We start from the raw sequence: 21,721 nt of genomic DNA, 5'->3' as shown, positions 1-21,721 counted from the left end.
TTAATCCGTCTAGTTGATCGACTCCTATGAGAAGATAAATTAGAGTGAAAAAAATATTAATAGCTACATAAAAAATGAAAATAACCGTGATGAATCTCCAGAGAGGCAGGTTAAGCATGTCCTGGAACAAACTGAAGCGTTTGAAAAAAGGCATTCCTTCTTTTACAAGGTTATAACTTCCATCCTTATTAATAAAGCGGCCACCTGTATCGTTGGTGTTGCTTGCAAAACCAGTATCGTTATTCTGCTTTGAAAATGGGTTTATTTTTTTTGGCGATGACATTATGAGTTGCTGTGTTTATAGTACAAATCTATTCCATAAGATAAAGTAATTTTTAAAATTATAAACACAGTGAAGGCGTGCTACCGATATTGAATGTTAAACTTTATACGCATCACTTTGTTATAACTAAAAACCATTATGAATGACGAATGAAAATAAAAGCAATTTTCTACATCACCAACCTCTTACTGCTGAAGCATTAAATAATTTAGAAGAAAAAGGATACAAATATTTGCAAGTGCAAGGTTTTACCATTGACCATCATGCCGAGTATGTGGATCCTCATTACCTGATGCTGGTGCCAATAAAAGAACTGCCCTTCGACCAGGCCAAAATGGATATTTACGAGCCCATTGCCAGTGATATAATCAAAGATTGGATAGCCAATAATAGCAAGTACAGGCTGCAGGTTTATTTGGCGGCAGGAAAATACAAAGATTAATAATGCGTAGAATTGAATAATCAGCTCATTTAAAAAAGCAGGCAAATCTACAGGTACATTGCAGGGATTAACCCTTGGCGATTTTTTTCCGGAATCGCCACGCAAATTTAGTTTCCATAGGATATATAATTATAAAACGGGAACTGATTTTTAATTGAAAAATATATGCCCGCACAATTTGGTTTTATTTATACTGATGATGATTTCCGGGATTAAATTGATTCCTGAAAAGTGAACTCAACAGTAATTTAATCGAAGGGAGCATATAATTTTGCGATATGAATATCACAGCATTTACAGAAAGCTTACAAACAAGTCAACCTCCCGGTAATATGTCAGTTTATCTGCAATCCCTTTGGTACGACGCAAAAGGCGATTGGAACAAAGCACATCAATTGATACAGGACGTGGAAGATAAAAATGCCTCATGGATACATGCCTATCTTCACCGCAAAGAAGGAGATGTTTTCAATTCAGGTTATTGGTATAACCGGGCCGGCAAAAGCCGACCATCAGTTTCCTTAGAAAAAGAATGGGAAGAAATTGTAGCAGCACTAATTTGATTGCAACAAAATTGACAAAAAACAAATATTGATTCTACAGGGTCAGTTTACCAACTGCCGGTATCATTTCAAACAAAACATAAAGTTATCTTTCCTGGATGCTGTATTAAAAAATTAGTTGCCCTTATTCAAGATTATAGTACCCATTATTAAAGAAAAAAAGCTAAAACTGAACAAGGAAGTCAAAAATAGATTGCTATATAAATGGCTATTAAGCTCGCAGAGTAAAATAAGAATACCCACGCCGGCTCCACTTAATACCAGAAAAAAACCTATTAAATGTTTGAAGCCCATACACGTATTATTTTTAGGTTAAACATTCATAAAAATTCATCAGGTAACGCCCGGCCACACCATTACCCGTGCTCGCAAAAGATATACCAGTTTTAATACGCGAACTCTTTTTTAGAATTGATTTGGGATATTTACATTAAAATGATAATGGCTTACCTTGTTTGGAACAGGCAAGCCATTTTTGTTTTGAAAAACCAAGTTTGAAATGAGTTATTAAAGTTTTGCAACTATAATATCTTCGTGTACCTGTGAGCGTGAGCTTATTTTATACACCTCAGTTTGATGCGTTTTCAAAGAAGTAACCTCAACCTTGACATTAATGTCTGAAGCAGTTAACTCTTCGTTAGTAACATTAATCATGTATTTCCTGGTGTAGTTAACATCCTTTGCTTTTACTTTTTCTGAATAAATTATATCGTTATTTTCATCTTTTAAAGTGATATAATAAACTTCCGATGCATCAGGATTTAGGTTTAACTGAAATACAGGCTGGTCTTTAACCTTCCCTAAATATTTAAATTCCACGGGATCGCCCGTTTTTGCATGTGCAAATGTTGGAGTTACTAGCCCAACAGTGTAAAGGGTAAATAAACCGATTGCAATTGATTTTGTTTTTTTGATTGTCTGTTTCATAAAGTGAAATTTTTGAATTTAATGATTAAAAACTTTTCTTCAATCAAACAATCATGATGTAAAAGTATAGCAGGGTAAATAACCACGCAAGCCAACTTACGCGACTTTTCTTCATCTTAAAAGTTGCTGAAATTTCTGTAACTGGCTGACCATAAACGACTTCTTGAATTGATGATCTTGATGACCAAAGAAGAAATCGTACATATTCTAACTCGTTCCGTTATCAAATTTTATGGAAATTACCATCGGCAGTCGTAGATTTTCTATGATAGATATACTTGGGTATGTTTTTTTCAAGGCTAGAAATTCGTAGTTGGGGGAATTTTATTCCTGGCAGTTGGTAGTATTACTTTTTAAACTTCTGCATTTTGAATTTCAAAAGTTTTGAAAAGAAAGAGTGAAAATTATTTGCTTATATTTCAGTAGGGATATTCGCGCCTAAAAAAATTCTTTCGACGAATAGTAGTAACCGTTAGTTTGTAAATAAAAAATAAAGGGCCACTTATTCAGAGTGGCCCTTACCCCCAATTTAAGTTGCCCTAAATTTTAATTTTTAATAATTTTTCATGTATGTGCAATTATTTATTTTAATCAAACCATTTGTATTGATGCGCCAGCGTCATTACCTGGGCTTTGGAATTTACCTGTAATTTTTCATAAACATTTGATATATGCTTCCGCACGGTTAAAGTGCTTATGCTTAACGTTTCGGCAATTCGTTTTGCATCTAACCCGTGAATGGTATGTTTAAGAATTTCTTTTTCCCTATCTGATAATAAAGAGCTTAATTGGTTATTTTTTTCATTTCCGCTGGCTGAAGGATAGATAGTTCGGCTCAGTAGATCAAATGCCTTACGGGCAATGGCCGGGCTCATAGGCGCACCGCCGAATTCCTTGCAATTGGTAATGGCATTATGTATTTCAATAGCACTATCGTCTTTAAGTAAATAGCCACTGGCGCCCGACTGAATTGCTTCAAAAAGTTTTTCATCATCATCAAAGACGGTAAGAATGATAAAATGAATTTGAGGATACAATGGCTTAGCTATCTGGATTGTTTGTATGCCATTAAGTTCGGGCATTTCCAGGTCAACGAAAATTATTTCCGGTTGTTTGTTGAGCGGCAAGCCTTTTAATTGTTCGATGCAATCATGCCCGTTAACTGCCATAAAAACAAGGCTTAGATCGTCAAACGAATTAACCTTCTGTTCAAATGTATTGTGGTTAATGGCTTTGTCATCAGCAAACGCAATTAATGTAGGCATTAGTGAACTTTTTTGTAAAAGAAAGGTATTAATTTTTTTCCTGCAATACTAAGTATGTAGTATTGGTTCTGAAGTTACAATTATCATGCTGCCCGACGGTTGGTTTTCTTCCACGCGGAAATATAATCCTGATTCCAAAGCCCGCAATTTCATATTTTTTATTCCGTTACCGTTCTTTATATAGTTGCAATCAATAATTCCCTGTCCATTGTCTTTAACACAAAGCTTCAGCGTTCCATTGCTTTCAAATAAAACTTCAATCATAGTGGCCCCACTGTGTTTTAAGGCATTGGTACAGGCTTCCTGTAAAATGCGGAAAATGTTGAGCGCCTGAATGGCTGAGAATGAGATGTCGTTATTAATCCTGTCCGAAATTTCAATATGAACATTTGGGTATGCCGACATTATTTTTTTAATATAGCTTTTAAAACGATCACTTATTCCTGTTAGGAAAATCTTTTCTTTGTAAGTAGCCCAAATTGTATCCCGCAGATTGCTCATTAATTCAATAGCATTAAGTTTTAAATTGAAAAGAGCTGGTTCGGCATCATTTTTTTTATTTACAACTATATCATCAACATTCGCAATAATTGCAGTTGCGTATGCGCCCATATTATCATGTAAGTCTGCTGCAATTCGTCTTCTTTCTTTTTCTTCTGCATGAATGACTGCTTCGTGTGATAAGCGTTTTTCTTCCGCCATCATAAAAGAAAGTTTCATTCTTTGTTTTTTTCTGTAAATCCTGAAGAGAAGGATAGCCGACACCGTTATTAAAAGTAACAATATTAAAGAACCAAAAAGCAGGTAATTTTTTTTGACAAGATCAAGGTGTTGTGTTACTATTATATTTTCTTTCTTTTGCACCTCGTATTTGCCCTCGATGTCTGCAAGTGCTTCCGCCGAATTTTTTTTATACAGAGAATCCTTAAGTGTTATAATTTTTTTCAGGGTTTCACCATACATTTTGTAGTTGCCGGCGACATAATAATTTTGGGCCAGCCCATCATAAAGCAGCGGCAATTTGGAATCAAGATTGTTTTTTTCAGCCATATCAATTCCTTCTTGCGAAATAGCAACACCTTTTTGCGGCTGATTGTTATGATAATAGTAAACAGCCAATTGGTTCATGTCGCTAACAATAAAAAAGGGATCGCCAATTTGTTTACGAATGTTTACGACTTCTATAAGTTCACTTTCAGCTTGCTTGTTTCTGTTGGTAGCACTCATGATACCAGCCTTTATAGCCAGTGAATTAGCCAGCGACGTGAGATTTTCAAATTTCCGTGCTAAAGTAATAGCTTTATCGATGAAATATTCGGCAGAATCATTCTTATCAATAGAACTGTAAGCAGCAGCGATATTAGAATAAATAAAACTTAAATACTCACCATATTTTTCAGTGTTATGAGCAGCAGGATTTTGTAATGCTGTTCTTAAAAAGCCGATAGCCTCCTGGTTTTGATCCATTTCCATATTAATCCAACCCAAATCGTTTAACGCCAGTAACCCGCTCACTGTATCCCTGCTTTTTTCGGACTCATTTAGTAATAGATAACAAGTAGCGAAGCTTTCTTTGTATCGGTTCAATTTTATTAGCAAACCTATTTTGGTGCCGATAAAACTCAGGTATTGCTGGTTCTCATCGCTATTATTTTTAAGTTTAGGAATATAGGCGTCGCAAACTAATAATGCAGAATCGATTTTTCCTTTTTTTATGAGATAATTTACATAGTAATAATCAGCAAGAATAATGTCGTGCCTGTTATTTTCTGCTGCACTTAATGTTATTGCGATGGATGCATACTTATACAATGTGTCAGTAGAAAGAGAATGCCGTTTGGTGCATAGAGCGAAAATTACTTTAAGTTTCCCCGAATTATTTCTCTCTTTATTTATTTGACTTTTTAAGCTGTCGATTGCATGAGTTTGACAATTGGATTGCTGGTTATATAAACAGCAAACAAGCAGAAAATATAGGTAAGGCTTCCCGAACATTTTCCTCAATAGAATTAATTTAGGTAATAACTGCAATTTAAGAATGCCTTTTCAATAATAAGTCCAACCTACCGATGAATGCGTATTTATTTTACGAATTAATATTAATTATTAAACTCCGTTTGCTTTCGAGATGAAGTAAATATTCAGGAAAACATATAATAAAAGAATACCCTGGGCAACAATCATGTCAAATTTCCCGGCCTGTTTTTCTTTCTTTTCCTTTACGAGTTTTAGTGAGTATGCAGTGGCACTGATGATTACAAAAATAAAAAATAAAGTAAGACCATGCAGTGTATCGACGAGTGTGAAAGAAGTTGATTCAGGCAATGCAGAATCAATAATATATTTATTACCTATAACCGCAAATAGAGAACCCACACTCAATCCGAATCTTGAATCAATGCCATCGGGATGAATATAAAAGCATACATAGGCAATGAGGAACGCTATGTACATTCCAATAAACATTTTCCAGAATAGTCCTGAAGCGTTTCTCGTGATGCTGAGCCTCACCCTAAAGGCACTATATTCAGTATGCGGTTTGGCAAGAGTTTCATCGCCGAAACCGGTTTCATAATTTTTTATACCGATGGAAATAATGCAGCTGTCAATATTCCAGCCATTCAATGTAAAACGCGGATCATAATGTTTGCCAAGCGTGTCGGCAACAAAAACCAAAGAGCGTGAATCATATTGCGAATTTTCGATTGAGAGTCTCAGTTTCTGCTGGTCGAACGGAAAATTTCCGATCTTCCATGAATCCTTCATAACGCACTGTAGTTTCATCAACATATAAATCCGTCCGTCAGAACTGTCAACTGTTGCAAAAGATCTCGACACATTTTTTGCCATCGGAATTTCAAGGTTCTGGAGAAAGTCGAAGTCCTTATTTTTATATTTCAACCACAACCAAAATGTTGTTGTGTATTCTTTTTGCTTAAAGTCAATATCATGTACACTGATAATGTAAATGCCCGTTCTCACCGTATCTGGTTTGGTATCCTGGGCATAACAGCCGGTTGTTATAAGCAGTAAGTTATAAACACTAACAACACAAAAGCAAATTGCTTTTTTCATTTTTCTATAATTATAAAAATGAAAATTAGAGAATAGAAAGTTCTCTGCAAATAATTTTCTAAATAGCCTGGATTTTAGTTAAGTTTTACGCCGGCCGAATTCTTTTGTTCTTTGCTCTTTAAAATTTTATTTTGCAGCCCAATTAAATGCTATGATAAAAGAAAAAATATTAGTGATAGGTGCCTGCGGGCAGATAGGGGTAGAACTAACGCTGGAGCTTAGACGAATTTATGGGGGAGCGCAGGTGGTCGCGTCCGATCTGCGGGAAGAGAATGAATTATTAAAAGGTACAGGCCCGTATGTAAGTCTTGATGTTATGAATAAGGAAATGCTCCACGTGCAGATCATCAGGCAAAACATTACTCAGGTTTACCTGCTGGCCGCAATCTTGTCTGCAACAGGCGAAAAGAATCCGAATCTTGCGTGGAGCCTTAATATGCAAAGCCTCTTGAATGTGTTGGATATCGCTAAAGATGAACAAATACAAAAAGTATACTGGCCCAGTAGTATAGCAGTTTTTGGCCCAACATCGCCGAAAAAAAACTGTCCTCAGCAAACAATTATTGAGCCCATAACAGTTTACGGCATTAGTAAATATGCAGGGGAATTCTGGTGCAACTATTATAATCACCGGTATGGACTTGATGTAAGAAGCCTGAGATATCCCGGACTTATTAGTTATAAAAGTGAACCAGGAGGTGGTACAACAGATTATGCAGTTGAAATTTTTTACGATGCAATAGAGGATAAAAAATACAAGTGTTTTTTAAAGGAAGATACTTACCTGCCTATGATGTATATGCCAGACGCCATAAGAGCAACTATCGAATTGATGGAAGCAGATGCTGCTAACATAACTATTCGTACTTCCTACAACATTTCCGCAATGAGTTTTTCTCCCAAAGAAATAAGTGCAGAAATTAAAAAACATATTCCTGAATTTATGACCACGTACGAACCCGATTACCGGCAAACCATTGCTGAAAGCTGGCCGCAAAGTATTGATGACAGTGTTGCAAGAGCCGATTGGAATTGGAAACCCGCTTACGATTTGAGCAGCATGACCGCGGAAATGCTTAAGAACATAAAGTAATTTCCGCAGAAAATATAGTAAAAGTGCTTCCCACCAGGCATTGCATATTCGAATTTATTGATACATATTTGTACGCTAAATTTTTTCCAGTCTTTACCGGAATCAATTTACTAACCCAATTTTTAACGAAAAACAAAAAAATGAAAAAGTTAATTTTTTCAATTGCATTTTTTACGATTACTATGACTGCTGCTAATGCTCAGAAAAATGACAGCAAACCCACTACCATCAGTATTGCCGGTAATGTAGGTGTACCTACTTCAAGCGGATATTCCTTCGCGGTTGGTGGTGACATTCAAGCCGATTTTGCCGTAGCCGAAGGACTAAAGATTACGGTAAGTGGTGGCTACGAAGATTATTCCGTTAAATCATCTTTAGGCGGTGGTAGCGGGTATTTTATTCCTTTATTGGCCGGGGCAAAGTTTCCTTTCGCTGATAAATTTTACGGCCATGCGCAGTTGGGATATGGATTTGCGAAAGGCGGCGGCGGAGCATTCGGTTATGCGCCCAGCATTGGATACAATGTGAGCGAAAATTTTGATATTTCGTTGAAGTATCTGGCCTTCAGCAAAAATTCATACACTTTGGGAAGTCTTAATCTAAGGCTTGCCTACAATTTCTAAAAGAAAAATGTTTTTTATCTTTTTAAGGCCTCTGGTAAGAGGCCTTATTTATTTAAGTGGAATGATGTTGGGAAGCGGAAGTCGGCATCTAAAAATTCAATACATCTTTCATATTAAAAATACCTTTTCTGTTATGTATAAATTCTGCAGCCAAAAGTGCTCCTGCCGCGAAACCCCTTCTATTGTGTGCCGTATGAATAATTTCTATATCATCAACATCCGAACTATATTTTACGGAATGAGTTCCGGCTGCCGGATCTATTCTCTTACTTAAAATTGGCAGTTCGTCAGGAACCTGTGAGTTTCTATTCACCCATTTGGTTTTATGTGGTAAGGTTGCTATGATTCCTTCTGCAAGGGTAACGGCAGTTCCGCTTGGAGCATCTTTCTTTTCAGTGTGATGTATTTCTTCCATACTAACATTATAATTTGGTTGGTGCTTCATCAACTCTGCCAGCCTCTTATTCAATTCAAAAAAAATATTTACACCAATGCTAAAATTGCTCGCATATAAAAAAGTACCGCCGAGTTCGTTGCATTTTTGTTGAACGAGGTCCATCTTTGCCAGCCAGCCCGTTGTTCCACAAACTACCGGAACTCCTGCATCAAAGCATAATAAAATATTATCTACGGCGCTTTGTGGGCTCGTGAACTCAATAGCTACATCCGCTTTTTGTAAATTTTGTTTGGTGAGTTCTTCGAGGTTTTGATCATGGATACGCAAAACAATGCCGTGTCCTTTTTGTAAAGCAATTTCTTCAATGGCCTTACCCATTTTACCATAACCTAATAACGCAATATTCATAATAGAAAATAATGATTAAAAAATTAATCGTTCAAAATTCGGGTAATTAGTTGCAATTCGTGCAACAAAATTTTATTTTATGGAAGGGGCAATAACGCTTTGGAATGATTGTCTTTGAAAAAGAATACAAATGAAATTCCGGGGCCGGTGTTGGAAGCGTTTAACCCAAGGCGAATTTTCATACTTACATCCGGACTAACATCAAATCCTTTTAAATGCGCATCAACCGTAGCGTCTACCACATTTAATCCCCAAAAGAGCAGGAAAAATAAAACCGAATAGTCAATATTCTGCCTGTATTCATTACGATACGATCGCAGAGATTCTGTGGATAGATTGATAAAATCCGGATACACCTGGTTATCATTACCGGGTATGGTATCCGACCGAAGTATTACTGCCTGCCGTAAGCGTTTATAGGTCTTTAAATTGTAAAAAAATATTCCTGCCGTAGTCCCTAAAGCGCCATAAACAATAGGAATTTTCCAATATTTTTTGTTATAGAACTGTCCCCAACCGGGTAATATTGCCGAGCGCAAAGTGGCAACTTTTGGATTAAATTTTTTCTTGAGAGATTTTTTAGAAACCGTTGAGTCTTTTGTTGTAGTGTCAGGGTTCACATTTGGTTTTATAACCATCGTATCTTCCTTTTGTTGCGCAAATATTTTTATATCATGTAGTATGAAGAGAAAAAAAAATGTGCCAAAAAGTAAGAATGGTTTTAGCATAAGCTTAGTCAACAGGAACCTGCATCTTTTCTAAAATTGAGCTTAATTCTTCAATTGAAAAGTAGTCTAACGTGATACTGCCGGCCCCTTTTTTATTTTGTGTCATTTTCACTTTAGTGCTGAAATGCGATGCTAAATTATCTTCAATTTTCTTTAAAGATGGTGGGAGTGCGGCTTTTACCGAATTATTAACAGCATCTTTTGCAGGCGTATACAACTTTCGTACGAGATCCTCGGTTTGTCTTACGGATAGCTCTTTGTTTTTTATTTCATTAAAAATGTATAATTGTTTGTCGACCATATCCACATTTATAAGTGCTCTTGCATGGCCCATGCTTATAATACCATTTCTCACGGCGGCCTGTATATCCGGCGGTAATTTTAGTAAGCGAATGTAGTTGGTAATAGTGCTCCTTTCTTTCGCCATGCGCTCTGCAAGCTGTTCCTGGGTATAGTCCAATTCATCCATGAGGTGTTTATAACTCAGGGCAATTTCTATTGCATTAAGATCTTCACGCTGTAAGTTTTCCAGCAACGCAAGTTCAAGAACTTTTGAATCTGTTGCTTCTCTTATGTAAACCGGAACATCGGCCAGGCCTGCTATTTTCGCTGCTCTATACCTTCTTTCTCCTGCTATAATACGGTATTTGCCATTGGTGAGTTTGGTAACCGTAAGGGGTTGAATAACGTCGTGTATTTTTAGCGATGCTGCTAATTCACTTAATGAATTTTCGTCAAAATCATGCCTTGGCTGATCCGGGTTTGCTTCAATAAGATGAAGTGGTATGCGGATATTAACAGGATGAAACTTTTCAGGCGTTTCCTTTCTTAAACTGTCTGATGTGGAGGAAAGATCTGCATCAATGTTTTGCAACAAAGACCGGATACCCTTTCCTAAAGCATCTTTTTTATTGGGAATACTCATGTTTAATTTTTTACGAAAATTTTACCAGTTTACTTAAAGATGTTCCATCACTCTTTCTTTCTGATGAATTTTAGTCATATTATTTCTCTGAAGTATTTCTTTCGCAAGATTTAGATAGTTGATGGCACCTTTACTTTCAGCATCGTAGAGAATGGCAGGTTTACCAAAACTGGGCGCTTCGCTCAATTTTGTATTACGATGAATAATACTGGCAAATACAAGATCCTCAAAGTGCCGCCTTACTTCACTCACCACCTGGTTGCATAGGCGAAGCCTGCCATCGTACATAGTCATTAAAAGGCCTTCAATTTGTAAAGAGGTGTTCAGCCTGCTTTGAACAATTTTTATTGTATTCAATAATTTGCCCAGGCCTTCCAAAGCGAAAAATTCAGTTTGAACCGGCACCAACACGCTATCAGCGGCTGTCAGGGCATTCACGGTTATTAAACCCAGCGAAGGTGAGCAATCTATAATTATAAAATCGTATTGTTCCTTAATACCGCGTAGAACATTTTTTAAAACACTTTCCCTGTCCGGGTAATTAATCATCTCTATTTCGGCACCAACCAAATCAATGTGGGATGGGATGAGGTCCAGGTAAGGGATTTCGGTTTTTAATATAACATCTTTTGCCGGCGTGTCATTAACCATGCAATCGTAAATGCCTGTTGTCATGTTATGAAGATCAAATCCAACACCTGTAGTGCTGTTTGCCTGTGGGTCAGCATCTACCAACAGCGTCTTATATTCAAGCACAGCAAGACTTGCAGCCAAATTTATCGCCGTGGTTGTTTTTCCAACTCCTCCTTTTTGATTTGCTATTCCTATAATTTTACCCATATATTAATCAGCAATAATTTTCTTTTGATTTTTTGTCAACAGCCCGGCACCAATATTCATAATAAAAACCTCTTTTGAAAGGGGCGCTAAAGTAAACATAAATTTAAAGACAGCACCCAAATAAAAATCCAAAAAATTTATAACCAGATTTAATAATGAGAATTATTAAACTGGACTGATGCCAGATTGGCAAATTTAAATATTAGGCTTAATATTAGAGAACATTCGTTATACAAAAGCCGTTTATTAATCAACCATCTTCTAACAATCCTATTTTTGTTGAAATTTAAGTGAAGCAGGGTAAATTTATATGATGTACACAATTATAAGCGGAACCAACCGCATTGGGAGTTATACTGAAAAAGTTGCCGCCGAATACCAACGTTTACTAAAAGACAAGAATATTAATGCCGGAATTTTATCGCTCGTGAATCTAAATGTGCTCACGCGTACGCCGGAGTTAATAAAAGTAGAAAATGAAATTTTGATACCTGCTCAAAAATTTATTTTTATTTTACCGGAATATAACGGCACATTTCCCGGAGTTTTGAAAGTGATGATAGACAACACAGATATCAAAAAGGTATGGTACCATAAAAAAGCGCTGCTTACCGGGGTGTCAACAGGCAGGGCCGGCAACTTGAGGGGGATGGATCATCTTTCTGCTTCGTTGAATTATCTAAAAATGAATGTACATCATAATAAATTGCCTATTTCTGTTATCGATAAAGTAATCGATGCAACCGGTAAGTTAAATGATGAAACTTTAAAAGCTATTGATGAGCAATTAACCGAATTTATAAATTATTAATAACGAATTACAGCAATTATACGAATTACACTCACTGGGGTAGTTAATCTTAATTAGTGAAATGGAGTACTAAAATTCGTGTATTTAAAAAACAATATTTTATGAGAACACCCTTAGGCGCATTCATATTCGTAGTTATTATGTTGCTGATGGACACCTATGTTTTCCAGGCAATAAAAACAGTAAGCCAGTCTGCTTCTGCAAAAACAAGCACAATTATTACTTATGTGTATTGGACTATTTCAATAATCGCCATTGTTGGATTTTTACTTTTTGTTTTTACAGGCCCTGATTTTATGCCTAAAAAAGTAAGAACGTATCTTTTTGCAACTGTAATCGGTTTGTTTCTTGCAAAATTTCTTGCCGTTGTTTTCTTTTTAGTTGATGATATAAGACGATTAATACAATTTGTGGCTGGCAAGCTTTTTTTTAAAAATACCGAAGGTGAAATAATTAGTGAAGACCGCATCAGCCGGTCGTTATTCTTGAGTTGGCTAGGCCTCGCGGCAGGCGGTACTTTGTTTGGAAGTTTAGTGTACGGATTCAGTAACAAATATAATTACCAGGTAAAAAAAATTTCTTTGAAGTTCGATAACCTCCCATCATCATTCAAAGGGTTTAAAATTGTTCATTTCAGCGATGTACATTCAGGAAGTTTTACAAATAAAGAAGCAGTGATACGTGGCGTTGATAAAATAATTGCTGAAAAAGCAGACCTCGTTATATTTAGTGGTGATCTGGTAAACGACGTTGCTACTGAAATGAAGGATTACGTTGATGTGTTTAATAAAATAAAAGCTCCGTTCGGCGTATTTTCCACTTTGGGTAATCATGATTATGGAGATTATGCTCATTGGCCGGACAGAACAGCTGCCTTCCGGGAACAAGAAAGAATTGCCGGCAAACATTTATTAACTCCTCTGCAGCAGGCCAATCTCGATCATCTTAAAGATATTCATGCTTCTATGGGCTGGAATTTACTAAATGACGAAAACAGGGCAATTGAAAAAGATGGCGAAAGCATAGCGATTATTGGTGTTCAAAACTGGAGCGCCAAAGCAAGATTTCCTAAATATGGCAACATGGCCAAAGCATATGCCGGTAGCGAAAAATATCCGTTTAAGATTTTGATCAGCCACGACCCCAGCCATTGGGATGCTGAGGTAGTTCCCCAATATGGAGATGTGGATCTTACATTAAGCGGTCATACCCACGGAATGCAGTTTGGAGTTGAAATTCCGGGTTTCAAATGGAGCCCGGTTCAATATGTTTATAAAGAATGGGATGGGCTTTATGAAGAAGGAAAACAAAAATTGTATGTAAATCCCGGTTATGGATTTATTGGTTATCCGGGAAGGGTAGGCATTTTGCCGGAGATTACAGTGATTGAACTGGTTTAAATTATGAAGAAAATTTTGTTGAAACTATTCGCCTTAATGTTATACCAAATTAAATACCTTTTTCGTTTTAATATTTTATCGCCCGGAAAAATAAAAAAAGGAGGCAATCCATTTTCCTGAATAAACCGTTAATACGATTACCAAAAAAAATTCCATTGAATACTACGACTGCTGATAGCTTAATAAAATCACCGGATGCAAATCATATTGCCTTGAAAAGGCGCTCCAGGCATCGCCCTGCTAAGCGTTTCAAACTTAAATACTTTTTCAAGTGGTTGAAAAAAGATCCCACAAAATTTATTGCTTACATCTGTTTTGTTATTTTGATTTATATAACGGTCTTATTTGTGCAATATGCCAATGATCAGAAGAAAGACAGGCAAAATATGAACGCTAATAAAGAATCGAATCTTAACGTAAATAAATAATCGGCAATCTCTAATTGAATTGGCAGCTAATTCAATTCGTTTGCAGGAGAAATTTTTAGGCGCAAAGGCTTTAAAACTTATTCTTCCACATCATACTTTCAACGGGCTTATTTGGTTGCCCGCTATACTTCGCATTTTTCTTGGTGTTATATTTAACTTCAACTTCGCCCTCCACAGGAAAATAAATTAGTTGACCAATAGGCATGCCTGCGTACACTCTTACGGGAATTTTGCTGGAAATTTCCAACGTCCAATTGCCGCAGAAGCCCACATCACCTTTGCCTGCCGTGGCATGAATATCAATGCCAAGGCGGCCCGTAGAAGATTTACCTTCAAGAAAAGGAACATGGGCATGCGTTTCAGTATATTCTAATGTTACGCCCAGATATAATTCGCCGGGTTCCAAAACAAAGCCCTCTTCCGGTATTTCAAAATGATTAATCTCATTATGTTTTTTAGCATCAAGAACTTTGTCTTTGTAAGTAGCCAGGTATTTTCCCAAATGCACATCGTAACTATTGCTGCCAAGTTTATCACGGTTATACGGTTCAATTATGATCGTTTTCTTTTCAATTTCCTCAAGAATTCTTGTATCCGATAAAATCATTTAACTGCTTTATTTTATTGTTTGCAAAATAATTCATACATCTGCAAAACAAGCGTAACTTTTTTTTGAATGCCTTTGTTTTATCAACATAATATCAACGATACGTCAAAGCTCGCCGTATGGCATATTACAGAGACAGAAAATTTCTTTCTTGAAAAAGTTCGATTGCACAAGACAATTAGTCATCCGCATAAAAGGTTACAACATTTGGCGGGGAGGTATTTACTTCAATTGTTGCACCCTGAATTTCCTTTACATTTAATAGAAATAGCTGAATCTAATAAACCCCTCCTGCAGGATCAGTCGTATCATTTTTCCATTTCACATTGCGGCGATTATGCAGCGGCGATTATTAGTGAAAATGAAAGCGCCGGTATTGATGTGGAGTTGATTACGCCCAAAGTGCAATTAATACAACATAAGTTTTTATCTGTTGATGAATTAAAACTTTTGCCTGAAATAAATTCCCCTTTTCTAACCTTATGCTGGAGTTGCAAAGAAGCGGTTTATAAATGGTACGGGAAAGGCGGCGTTGATTTCAAAAATCATATTCATCTAAATCAATTTTTAACCAGAAAAGAAATTATTGCGTGCGATTTTTTGAAAGACGAAAAGATATCCCTTCAAATTCATTATAAATTTTTTGAAGGTATGTGCCTCGCATGGCTCAATGGTTAAATAATCACTATTTATTTAGGGGATCCTGGTTTAGTGTTTCACAAATGCATTGGTACAATTCATGATACCTGTTTCTTAAATCATGGGGTTTTTCAAAAAACAGCTCTACACTTTCAGCCCAAAATTCCTGGAAATTTCTCTTTGCATAATCTGAATATATTCCATCGTTATTTTGAGTAATGTTCTGAAAAATTACTGTGCCAAAAACATTGAATTTATTGAAGCCATGGATGAACTTCATATCTTTTGAATCATGTGTGTCAAAATTTTCGTAATAATATGCGTGCGCCATTTCGTGCAGTCCAACATTGTCGCCATCATCCGGTAATTGAAAACCTTTTAAAAAATACTTCCACGAAATATTGATATGATAAGCATCAACATTTCCTTCCAGGTAACGAATCGTTGGTTCAACAGCAATAAACTCCTCGGGGTAAATATTTATAATTTTAAAGTTGGGTAAGATGTAATGTTCAAGCCCGAAACTTAACTGGATAGCACTGGCACTGATAAGAATTGGCATCTCTTTAAAACCGCTTTTATCGTGGATATTAAACGTTTTATCAGCAATAAATTTATTGACCCGTTCAATAAATTTTTGCTGCTCAGGAAAAGCTAAGGCGACAAAATAAGGGAGATGTTTATTGAGAGCACCTTTAACATCGGTTCGTGAAAACATCAGGTCCTTGCCATCATAGGCGAGATAGGGAACAGTATCGTTGTTTTCATCATCAACATCATCTTCATCATCATTTCCTTCATCATCATTTTCGTCAGTACCTGTATCCTTCCCCGATGAAATAAACAAAACTCCCAATACGATGCAAAATCCAAAAACGGCCATAGCTTCTTTAACATGATGGTTATATGCCCACAAAAAAAGGATACCGAATAAAATAAAAAAAACCGCGGCTTGTCTTTTAAAATAGCTCATTGAGTTTTATTCCTCCAGTAAACTATTTTCGTCCAACAAACTCAAATCGATAGAATCCTGCCCGGCAATTCCTTCGATAGATCCCTTTACGTGTGCCGAATTCAATAGAACTTTTTCCAGTTGCTTCTCTCTTGCCTTCCACAAACGTTCCATTGAATCTCTCTCTTTTTGTATGCCAATTTTCATTGCAAAAAAACCTTCACGAATCGCTTTCCATTGCTCATTGAATTCGTTACTTGTTAAATAGTCATATAGCAAGTGCATTTTATCACCTTTGTTTTCCTGGCTCTTTGCAGAAGTGTAAATACGTATGATGCCATCTCTTAAAACGTTTGCTAATGCTTTTACTTCGGAAAATGTGCACACCCAAATTCCATCTTTAAGCCCAAAGCAATCCATGTCTTTCGGCATTGTTTTAGTAACCAGCACCGCAATATCTGCGCCCGTGCTGCGCATATCTTTTTTAAATTTTTCTATCCAGTCGGCACCAAAATTTTCGGTGCGTTTACTTTCATAAATAATCTTGCCGCATTCCTGGCTAAAATTATTTCGTATTAATTGAATGCAGTCGGCGCCTCTTACTCCCTTGCCAACTTCCGTTATGATATCAAAAGGGAAATTGTTGCGTAAGATCTCTTCCAGTGCAATTTCCTGCACTTCGCCCTGGCGCTGCATAGAACCCTGCTCTGCTTTTCGTTTCATTTCATCAACCAATTTTTTTTGATCTTCCAGTTGCTTCTCGAGTTCCTTAAATCTTAAATTATTTTCGGTTTCCTTAATAACATTTTTTTCTATTTCCTGCTTCCTGATTTGTTCACTAAGTATCGCTCTCTCTTCAGATAATTTTTTTTGAAGTGCAATTTCCATTTCTTCTTCTTTGTTTTTTAACTCCTGCACTTTTTTCAAAAATTCCAGTTCTTTTTGTCTCGCTAATTTTAACCTTTCTTCGCTATCATTATTTGCCTGCTGCAAAATTTTTAATTGATTTTCATAATCGCTGCTGATCGATTTTCTGAGCTTTTCCTGAACCTCATTTTCAATTTTCAATTTTTCTTTTTGCATTCTTTCTGCAAATAATTCATTGGCTTGTTCTTTCTTTTTTTCAAAATCTTTTTGCTGATCTTCAAAAATCTTTTGCTGATCAGAAAATTGCTTTAATAATTTTTGCCTGTCATTATTAAATTTTTCTTCATATTCTTTCTCTAAAGATTTTGCTATAGCATCTTCCGGTGCAAATTCATGTTTGCAATTAGGGCATGTTATTAATGTTGGCATAGTTTCTTTGCTTGAATAAGTATAATTGAAAAATTACAATAAAGTAATATTAGAATAGATGATTGGTTATTAAAAATACCTAAGCAATTTCCAGTAAATAATTTGCGTCAATTTTTAATACTTTATGTAACCCCTTTAGAAATGCTACGTCTGCTTTTCGTTTGCCGGAAAGGATCTCGGAAATTTTCGATTTACCTAAACCAAGCTCATCCGCAAGTTTTGCCTGTGTCATTTTATTTTCAAATAACTTTAATTCTACTAATTCCGCAATCGTTCTTGGCGGCCTGGATGGTTTTAATCCTAATACTTCATCCTCGTATTTTTCTGCGGCCACTGCCATTGCAGAGAGCTTTTTTAGTTCGGCAGGAGTTAGATTAGCTTCTCCTTTATTCATGAGATTATACACGGCCACCATAGTTTCATGATAGGATTTTTTTGAATTTATCAGATGTTTCATATACTTATTTTTTAAAATTTACTTTAGCCGCTTCTATTTTATCATACTCCTTGTGATCGCCTATAAATAAAATAAAAACAGTTCTTTTTTTAAAAATGATCAGGGCTATTAAACGATAATGATTACCTTTTATATTAAAAACATATCGGTCATTTCCTACGGCATCGGCTGTACTAAATGTCTTTTTAACTTCATTAAAATTTTTCCAGTTTGCCATTTTAGTTTCATAGTACCACTTCTGCAATGCAATTTCTGCATCTTTATTTTTTTCAGAAAAATCCCTGATTATCGATTTTGATATAATAACCATTTCGTGTAAAAATAGAATTTTATTCTGAAAAATAGAACTTTAAAAATCCATAAAAAGATAAAAAAAACCCGGAATAATTCCGGGCTTTGTGCGGCAAAGGAGATTCGAACTCCCACACCCTTTCGGGCGCTACCACCTCAAAGTAGTGCGTCTACCAATTTCGCCATCGCCGCATATTTGTAGATAATACCCAAAGCAAATTTTATAAATTATTATTTGGACTGCAAATTTAATAAAACCCTTCAATTAAACTTAAGTGTTTAAAACAATCCTGAAAGTAGTTCCCTTATTGGGCTCCGAAGATTTTACATACAATTGCCCTTTATGATACTGTTCAACAATTCTCTTTGAAAGTGATAAACCAAGGCCCCATCCTCTCTTCTTTGTAGTGAAGCCCGGCTTAAAAACCTTTGAGACATTTTGCTTACTAATGCCTCTTCCGTTATCAGCTACATCTATAAATACGTGGCCCGGTTGCTCCTTAATTTTAATGTTGATATTGCCTTTTCCTTCCATCGCGTCCAAGGCATTTTTTAAAAGATTTTCTATTACCCAATCAAAAAGTGGTGCAGATATGCTTGTAATAACCGGACCGGCCGGCGCTTCTACTGAAAAACTCACTTTATCAGTAGATCTCCTTTTAATATAATTTACCATTTTTTGAACCTGTTCTGTAATGTTGTATTCTTCCAGTTTTGGAGCACTGCCAATTTTACCAAACCGATCACTTATGAGTTTTAACCGGTTCACATCCTTTTCCATTTCAACCGAAATGGATTTAGACAGTTGACTTTCCTTCAACATCTCCACCCAACCTTCCAACGAAGAAATAGGAGTGCCTAGTTGATGCGCTGTTTCTTTCGCCATGCCTGCCCACACCTGGTTTTGAGTTGACCGGTTCCTCGTGGAAATTGCATAGAGAGTAATGACGATGAACAGCGCCACTATAAATAATTGCACGATGGGATAATACCTAACCTGTTTTAATAAATCAGAGTCGCCATAATAATATTTATTGATGATGACGGGATTGTTGCTTATTTCAATTGTAATTGGATCATGTTGTTTTTTAAACTCTGCCAGTTTTTTACGAACATAATTGCTATCCTTTTTTACAAGCGACGAATCGAGGTTTAACACCTCCCCGGATGGTCTGTCATTTTCATCGGTTTCGATAATCGGAATATCCTTATTTTCTGAAGTAATAATATTGGTGAGGTCCAGCGATGATCTCTCAGTAGTTTCAGCCCGGGTTTTTAATGCCTGTACCCACACGTTAACTTTTTGGCGCTCTTCAGCGGCAATTTTTTTAGCCAGGAAATTTGAATAGAAGATTGTGCCCGTAACGATGGCAACTGCTATTACAGCAAGCCATGTCCTGAAGTTAAAAAGCTGACCGAGCATTAAGAAATGGTTATTATTAAATGATTAATGCCAAATCTAAAAGCTATTTCCCATAATTATCTGAATTGAAATCTAAAATTTTTATGTTTGTACTCTATTAACAACAATATAATTGATCTCTTCACCCTCAGTAGCTGCTGTAATCCTTAACTGGAACGGGAAATCTTTTCTGGAAAAGTTTCTTCCTAGTGTGATGGAGTCTACATACAAAAACCTTAGCGTTATCGTTGCCGATAATGCATCTGATGATGATTCGATTGATTTCCTGGAAAAGAATTACCCTGGTGTAAAAATCTTGCTGAGTAATACCAACGAAGGATTTGCTAAAGGTTACAACTCGGCACTCAAGGAGGTCTCAGCCGACTATTATATTTTATTGAACAGCGACATACAGGTTACCCCGGGGTGGATAGAGCCCATTATTTCCATGATGGAATCGGATGAAAAAATTGGCGCTTGCCAGCCCAAAATTTTATCTTTTAAACAAAGAAAACAATTTGAATATGCAGGCGCCTGCGGCGGATTTATTGATAAATTGGGGTACCCATTTACACGCGGCCGTATTTTTGAAACCTGCGAAATTGATTGTGGGCAATATGATAATTCAACTCAGATTTTTTGGGCTACCGGTGCCGCATTGTTCGTAAGAGCCAAAGTATTTCACGAATTGAACGGCTTTGATGAATTTTTTTTCGCTCACCAGGAAGAGATAGACTTATGTTGGAGAATGCAACGTAAGGGTTATTCAATTTATGTAGTTCCATCTTCCGTTGTTTATCATGTTGGCGGAGGCACTTTGCCAATGGGTGATCGCAAAAAAGTATATCTCAACTTCAGGAATAACCTGGTAATGATGACCAAAAATTTACCAGTATTTGAGAGAACATGGAAGATTCCGTTGCGGATAATTTTAGATATTATAGCTGCCTACCGGTCACTGATAGACGGTAATTTCAGCACATTTATTTCAATTGCTTCTGCACACTTGCACTATGCCGAATGGGTTTTTACCGGTAAAAGAGGAAAGAAATTTTCAAAATTAAAGATGAAAAATATTTTGCCCGTTTATGATGGAAGTATTGTTTGGCAATATTATATAAAGCAGAAAAAAACATTTTCCGAAATTATCCCTTTTAAAAAATGATTTTTAAGCTCAATCATTTATTTTTGCCGGGTAAAATTTAATATATGGAACACGAAGAAGTTCTTGATCATTCAGAATCCGATAATACAGATAAGGACATTGCTCATAATTGGGTTTCCTCTTCACGTTTTCTTTTTTATTGTCAGTTGGTAATTTTTGCAGCGCTTGTATTAGGAGGATGCTACACCATGTATAAACACAGGTACAAGGGTAAACCGGAAGTAGAAGTTCCCGGTAATACTTTGTACAATCCGCAATACAAATAAATTTTGCTTAAGCGTCGGTAATTATTACTTTTGCAATCCATTTTTTATAGTTCTTAATATTAATGGTAAGTAGCTTTCCAACCGGAAATCGGGATGACGGCGAACCCAAAGTTCTTTTAGATGCGGAAGTAGCTCATTTGGTAGAGCACGACCTTGCCAAGGTCGGGGTGGCCGGTTCGAGCCCGGTCTTCCGCTCATAATTTCCCGACGATGTCGGGATTTTTTTTGATTTTTTATAAATGTGTTTACCCGGGTGGTGGAACTGGTAGACACGCAGGACTTAAAATCCTGTGATCAGCAATGGTCGTGTGGGTTCAACTCCCATCCCGGGTACGATTAAATTTTTAGAGCCTTGTTAGGATTTACTTTCAAGGCCTTTTCGATTTGAAGCAAGCTAAAAATGAAATGCAAACGACAACAGTAAACCCGCCACAACTA

At 36.4% G+C, this 21,721-nt stretch carries 24 protein-coding genes, 3 tRNA genes and 1 pseudogene; 12 read left to right on the top strand and 16 right to left on the bottom strand.

Features of this window, described 5'->3' with window-relative positions; translation table 11 throughout:
* Window positions 1-283: pseudogene (locus tag ACO1O5_RS05840) on the bottom strand (ion channel); the annotation flags it as partial.
* 142 nt (window positions 284-425) lie between these two features.
* Between ACO1O5_RS05840 and ACO1O5_RS05835 the strand changes: the two are divergent.
* Entirely contained in the window at window positions 426-725 is a 300-nt protein-coding gene (locus tag ACO1O5_RS05835) for a hypothetical protein (RefSeq protein ID WP_486268900.1), read from the top strand.
* A gap of 278 nt (window positions 726-1,003) precedes the next feature.
* Window positions 1,004-1,288 carry a hypothetical protein gene (locus ACO1O5_RS05830; RefSeq protein WP_486268899.1) on the top strand — a complete coding sequence of 95 codons (285 nt, stop codon included), beginning with the start codon at window positions 1,004-1,006 and terminating at the stop codon, window positions 1,286-1,288.
* 507 nt (window positions 1,289-1,795) lie between these two features.
* Here ACO1O5_RS05830 and ACO1O5_RS05825 read toward each other — a convergent pair.
* The 4 genes from ACO1O5_RS05825 to ACO1O5_RS05810 form a co-directional block, all read right to left on the bottom strand.
* Window positions 1,796-2,215, bottom strand: coding sequence for a hypothetical protein (locus ACO1O5_RS05825; protein ID WP_486268898.1), 420 nt, complete (start codon window positions 2,213-2,215; stop codon window positions 1,796-1,798).
* Window positions 2,216-2,802: 587 nt separating this feature from the next.
* Entirely contained in the window at window positions 2,803-3,480 is a 678-nt protein-coding gene (locus ACO1O5_RS05820; protein ID WP_486268897.1) for a LuxR C-terminal-related transcriptional regulator, read from the bottom strand.
* 48 nt (window positions 3,481-3,528) lie between these two features.
* On the bottom strand, window positions 3,529-5,484 hold the full coding sequence (locus ACO1O5_RS05815; protein ID WP_486268896.1) for a tetratricopeptide repeat-containing sensor histidine kinase: 1,956 nt from the start codon (window positions 5,482-5,484) through the stop codon (window positions 3,529-3,531).
* Between the two features lie 102 nt (window positions 5,485-5,586).
* Window positions 5,587-6,555 carry a ligand-gated ion channel gene (locus tag ACO1O5_RS05810; protein ID WP_486268895.1) on the bottom strand — a complete coding sequence of 323 codons (969 nt, stop codon included), beginning with the start codon at window positions 6,553-6,555 and terminating at the stop codon, window positions 5,587-5,589.
* Window positions 6,556-6,706: 151 nt separating this feature from the next.
* On the opposite strand from ACO1O5_RS05810, the gene ACO1O5_RS05805 reads away from it, so the two are divergent.
* Together ACO1O5_RS05805 and ACO1O5_RS05800 are read left to right on the top strand one after the other, a co-directional pair.
* The gene (locus tag ACO1O5_RS05805) at window positions 6,707-7,648 is read left to right on the top strand and encodes an NAD-dependent epimerase/dehydratase family protein (protein WP_486268894.1); all 942 of its coding nucleotides are present in this window, start codon (window positions 6,707-6,709) and stop codon (window positions 7,646-7,648) included.
* Between the two features lie 140 nt (window positions 7,649-7,788).
* Window positions 7,789-8,271, top strand: a complete 483-nt coding sequence (locus ACO1O5_RS05800; protein ID WP_486268893.1) for a hypothetical protein — start codon at window positions 7,789-7,791, stop codon at window positions 8,269-8,271.
* 88 nt (window positions 8,272-8,359) lie between these two features.
* Here ACO1O5_RS05800 and dapB read toward each other — a convergent pair whose 3' ends face one another.
* The 4 genes from dapB to ACO1O5_RS05780 form a co-directional block, all read right to left on the bottom strand.
* Entirely contained in the window at window positions 8,360-9,076 is a 717-nt protein-coding gene (gene dapB, locus ACO1O5_RS05795; RefSeq protein WP_486268892.1) for a 4-hydroxy-tetrahydrodipicolinate reductase, read from the bottom strand.
* 77 nt (window positions 9,077-9,153) lie between these two features.
* On the bottom strand, window positions 9,154-9,714 hold the full coding sequence (locus ACO1O5_RS05790; protein ID WP_486268891.1) for a DUF5683 domain-containing protein: 561 nt from the start codon (window positions 9,712-9,714) through the stop codon (window positions 9,154-9,156).
* A 94-nt stretch (window positions 9,715-9,808) separates the two neighbouring features.
* Window positions 9,809-10,729, bottom strand: coding sequence for a ParB/RepB/Spo0J family partition protein (locus ACO1O5_RS05785; RefSeq protein WP_486268890.1), 921 nt, complete (start codon window positions 10,727-10,729; stop codon window positions 9,809-9,811).
* Between the two features lie 33 nt (window positions 10,730-10,762).
* Window positions 10,763-11,569, bottom strand: a complete 807-nt coding sequence (locus ACO1O5_RS05780) for a ParA family protein (protein ID WP_486268889.1) — start codon at window positions 11,567-11,569, stop codon at window positions 10,763-10,765.
* A gap of 313 nt (window positions 11,570-11,882) precedes the next feature.
* On the opposite strand from ACO1O5_RS05780, the gene ACO1O5_RS05775 reads away from it, so the two are divergent.
* From ACO1O5_RS05775 to ACO1O5_RS05765, 3 genes are all read left to right on the top strand, one after another.
* Window positions 11,883-12,380: an NADPH-dependent FMN reductase gene (locus ACO1O5_RS05775; protein ID WP_486268888.1), complete on the top strand. Its 498-nt coding sequence runs from the start codon at window positions 11,883-11,885 to the stop codon at window positions 12,378-12,380.
* Window positions 12,381-12,481: 101 nt separating this feature from the next.
* Window positions 12,482-13,780, top strand: coding sequence for a metallophosphoesterase (locus ACO1O5_RS05770; RefSeq protein ID WP_486268887.1), 1,299 nt, complete (start codon window positions 12,482-12,484; stop codon window positions 13,778-13,780).
* A gap of 155 nt (window positions 13,781-13,935) precedes the next feature.
* Window positions 13,936-14,208 (top strand): hypothetical protein, encoded by a 273-nt coding sequence (locus tag ACO1O5_RS05765; RefSeq protein WP_486268886.1) that lies wholly within the window; start codon window positions 13,936-13,938, stop codon window positions 14,206-14,208.
* Window positions 14,209-14,278: 70 nt separating this feature from the next.
* Here ACO1O5_RS05765 and dcd read toward each other — a convergent pair whose 3' ends face one another.
* Window positions 14,279-14,815: a dCTP deaminase gene (dcd, locus tag ACO1O5_RS05760; protein WP_486268885.1), complete on the bottom strand. Its 537-nt coding sequence runs from the start codon at window positions 14,813-14,815 to the stop codon at window positions 14,279-14,281.
* A 69-nt stretch (window positions 14,816-14,884) separates the two neighbouring features.
* Here dcd and ACO1O5_RS05755 point away from each other — a divergent pair, with 69 nt between their 5' ends.
* On the top strand, window positions 14,885-15,493 hold the full coding sequence (locus ACO1O5_RS05755; protein ID WP_486268884.1) for a 4'-phosphopantetheinyl transferase family protein: 609 nt from the start codon (window positions 14,885-14,887) through the stop codon (window positions 15,491-15,493).
* Window positions 15,494-15,500: 7 nt separating this feature from the next.
* Here the strand turns inward: ACO1O5_RS05755 and ACO1O5_RS05750 are convergent, their stop codons facing one another.
* The 6 genes from ACO1O5_RS05750 to ACO1O5_RS05725 form a co-directional block, all read right to left on the bottom strand.
* Window positions 15,501-16,427 (bottom strand): zinc-dependent peptidase, encoded by a 927-nt coding sequence (locus ACO1O5_RS05750; RefSeq protein ID WP_486268883.1) that lies wholly within the window; start codon window positions 16,425-16,427, stop codon window positions 15,501-15,503.
* Between the two features lie 6 nt (window positions 16,428-16,433).
* The gene (locus ACO1O5_RS05745; RefSeq protein ID WP_486268882.1) at window positions 16,434-17,702 is read right to left on the bottom strand and encodes a DUF2130 domain-containing protein; all 1,269 of its coding nucleotides are present in this window, start codon (window positions 17,700-17,702) and stop codon (window positions 16,434-16,436) included.
* Between the two features lie 79 nt (window positions 17,703-17,781).
* Window positions 17,782-18,159, bottom strand: coding sequence for a helix-turn-helix domain-containing protein (locus ACO1O5_RS05740; RefSeq protein WP_486268881.1), 378 nt, complete (start codon window positions 18,157-18,159; stop codon window positions 17,782-17,784).
* Window positions 18,160-18,163: 4 nt separating this feature from the next.
* Window positions 18,164-18,469: a type II toxin-antitoxin system HigB family toxin gene (locus ACO1O5_RS05735; RefSeq protein ID WP_486268880.1), complete on the bottom strand. Its 306-nt coding sequence runs from the start codon at window positions 18,467-18,469 to the stop codon at window positions 18,164-18,166.
* 89 nt (window positions 18,470-18,558) lie between these two features.
* A tRNA-Leu gene (locus tag ACO1O5_RS05730) sits at window positions 18,559-18,642 on the bottom strand.
* Between the two features lie 79 nt (window positions 18,643-18,721).
* On the bottom strand, window positions 18,722-19,873 hold the full coding sequence (locus ACO1O5_RS05725; protein ID WP_486268879.1) for a sensor histidine kinase: 1,152 nt from the start codon (window positions 19,871-19,873) through the stop codon (window positions 18,722-18,724).
* A gap of 112 nt (window positions 19,874-19,985) precedes the next feature.
* Between ACO1O5_RS05725 and ACO1O5_RS05720 the strand changes: the two genes are divergently transcribed.
* The 4 genes from ACO1O5_RS05720 (at window position 19,986) to ACO1O5_RS05705 (ending at window position 21,616) form a co-directional block, all read left to right on the top strand.
* Window positions 19,986-21,017, top strand: coding sequence for a glycosyltransferase family 2 protein (locus ACO1O5_RS05720; protein ID WP_486268878.1), 1,032 nt, complete (start codon window positions 19,986-19,988; stop codon window positions 21,015-21,017).
* Between the two features lie 44 nt (window positions 21,018-21,061).
* A complete protein-coding gene (locus ACO1O5_RS05715) occupies window positions 21,062-21,283 on the top strand; it encodes a hypothetical protein (RefSeq protein WP_486268877.1) in 222 nt (73 codons plus the stop codon).
* A gap of 122 nt (window positions 21,284-21,405) precedes the next feature.
* Window positions 21,406-21,478 (top strand) — tRNA-Gly (locus ACO1O5_RS05710).
* A 52-nt stretch (window positions 21,479-21,530) separates the two neighbouring features.
* Window positions 21,531-21,616: transfer RNA gene (locus tag ACO1O5_RS05705), tRNA-Leu, on the top strand.
* The last annotated feature ends 105 nt before the right edge of the window (window positions 21,617-21,721 follow it).

Source organism: Ginsengibacter sp. (genome assembly GCF_057362405.1).
Note: the sequence above shows the minus strand (reverse complement) of the source record. Positions and strands in the feature narration are given on the sequence as shown.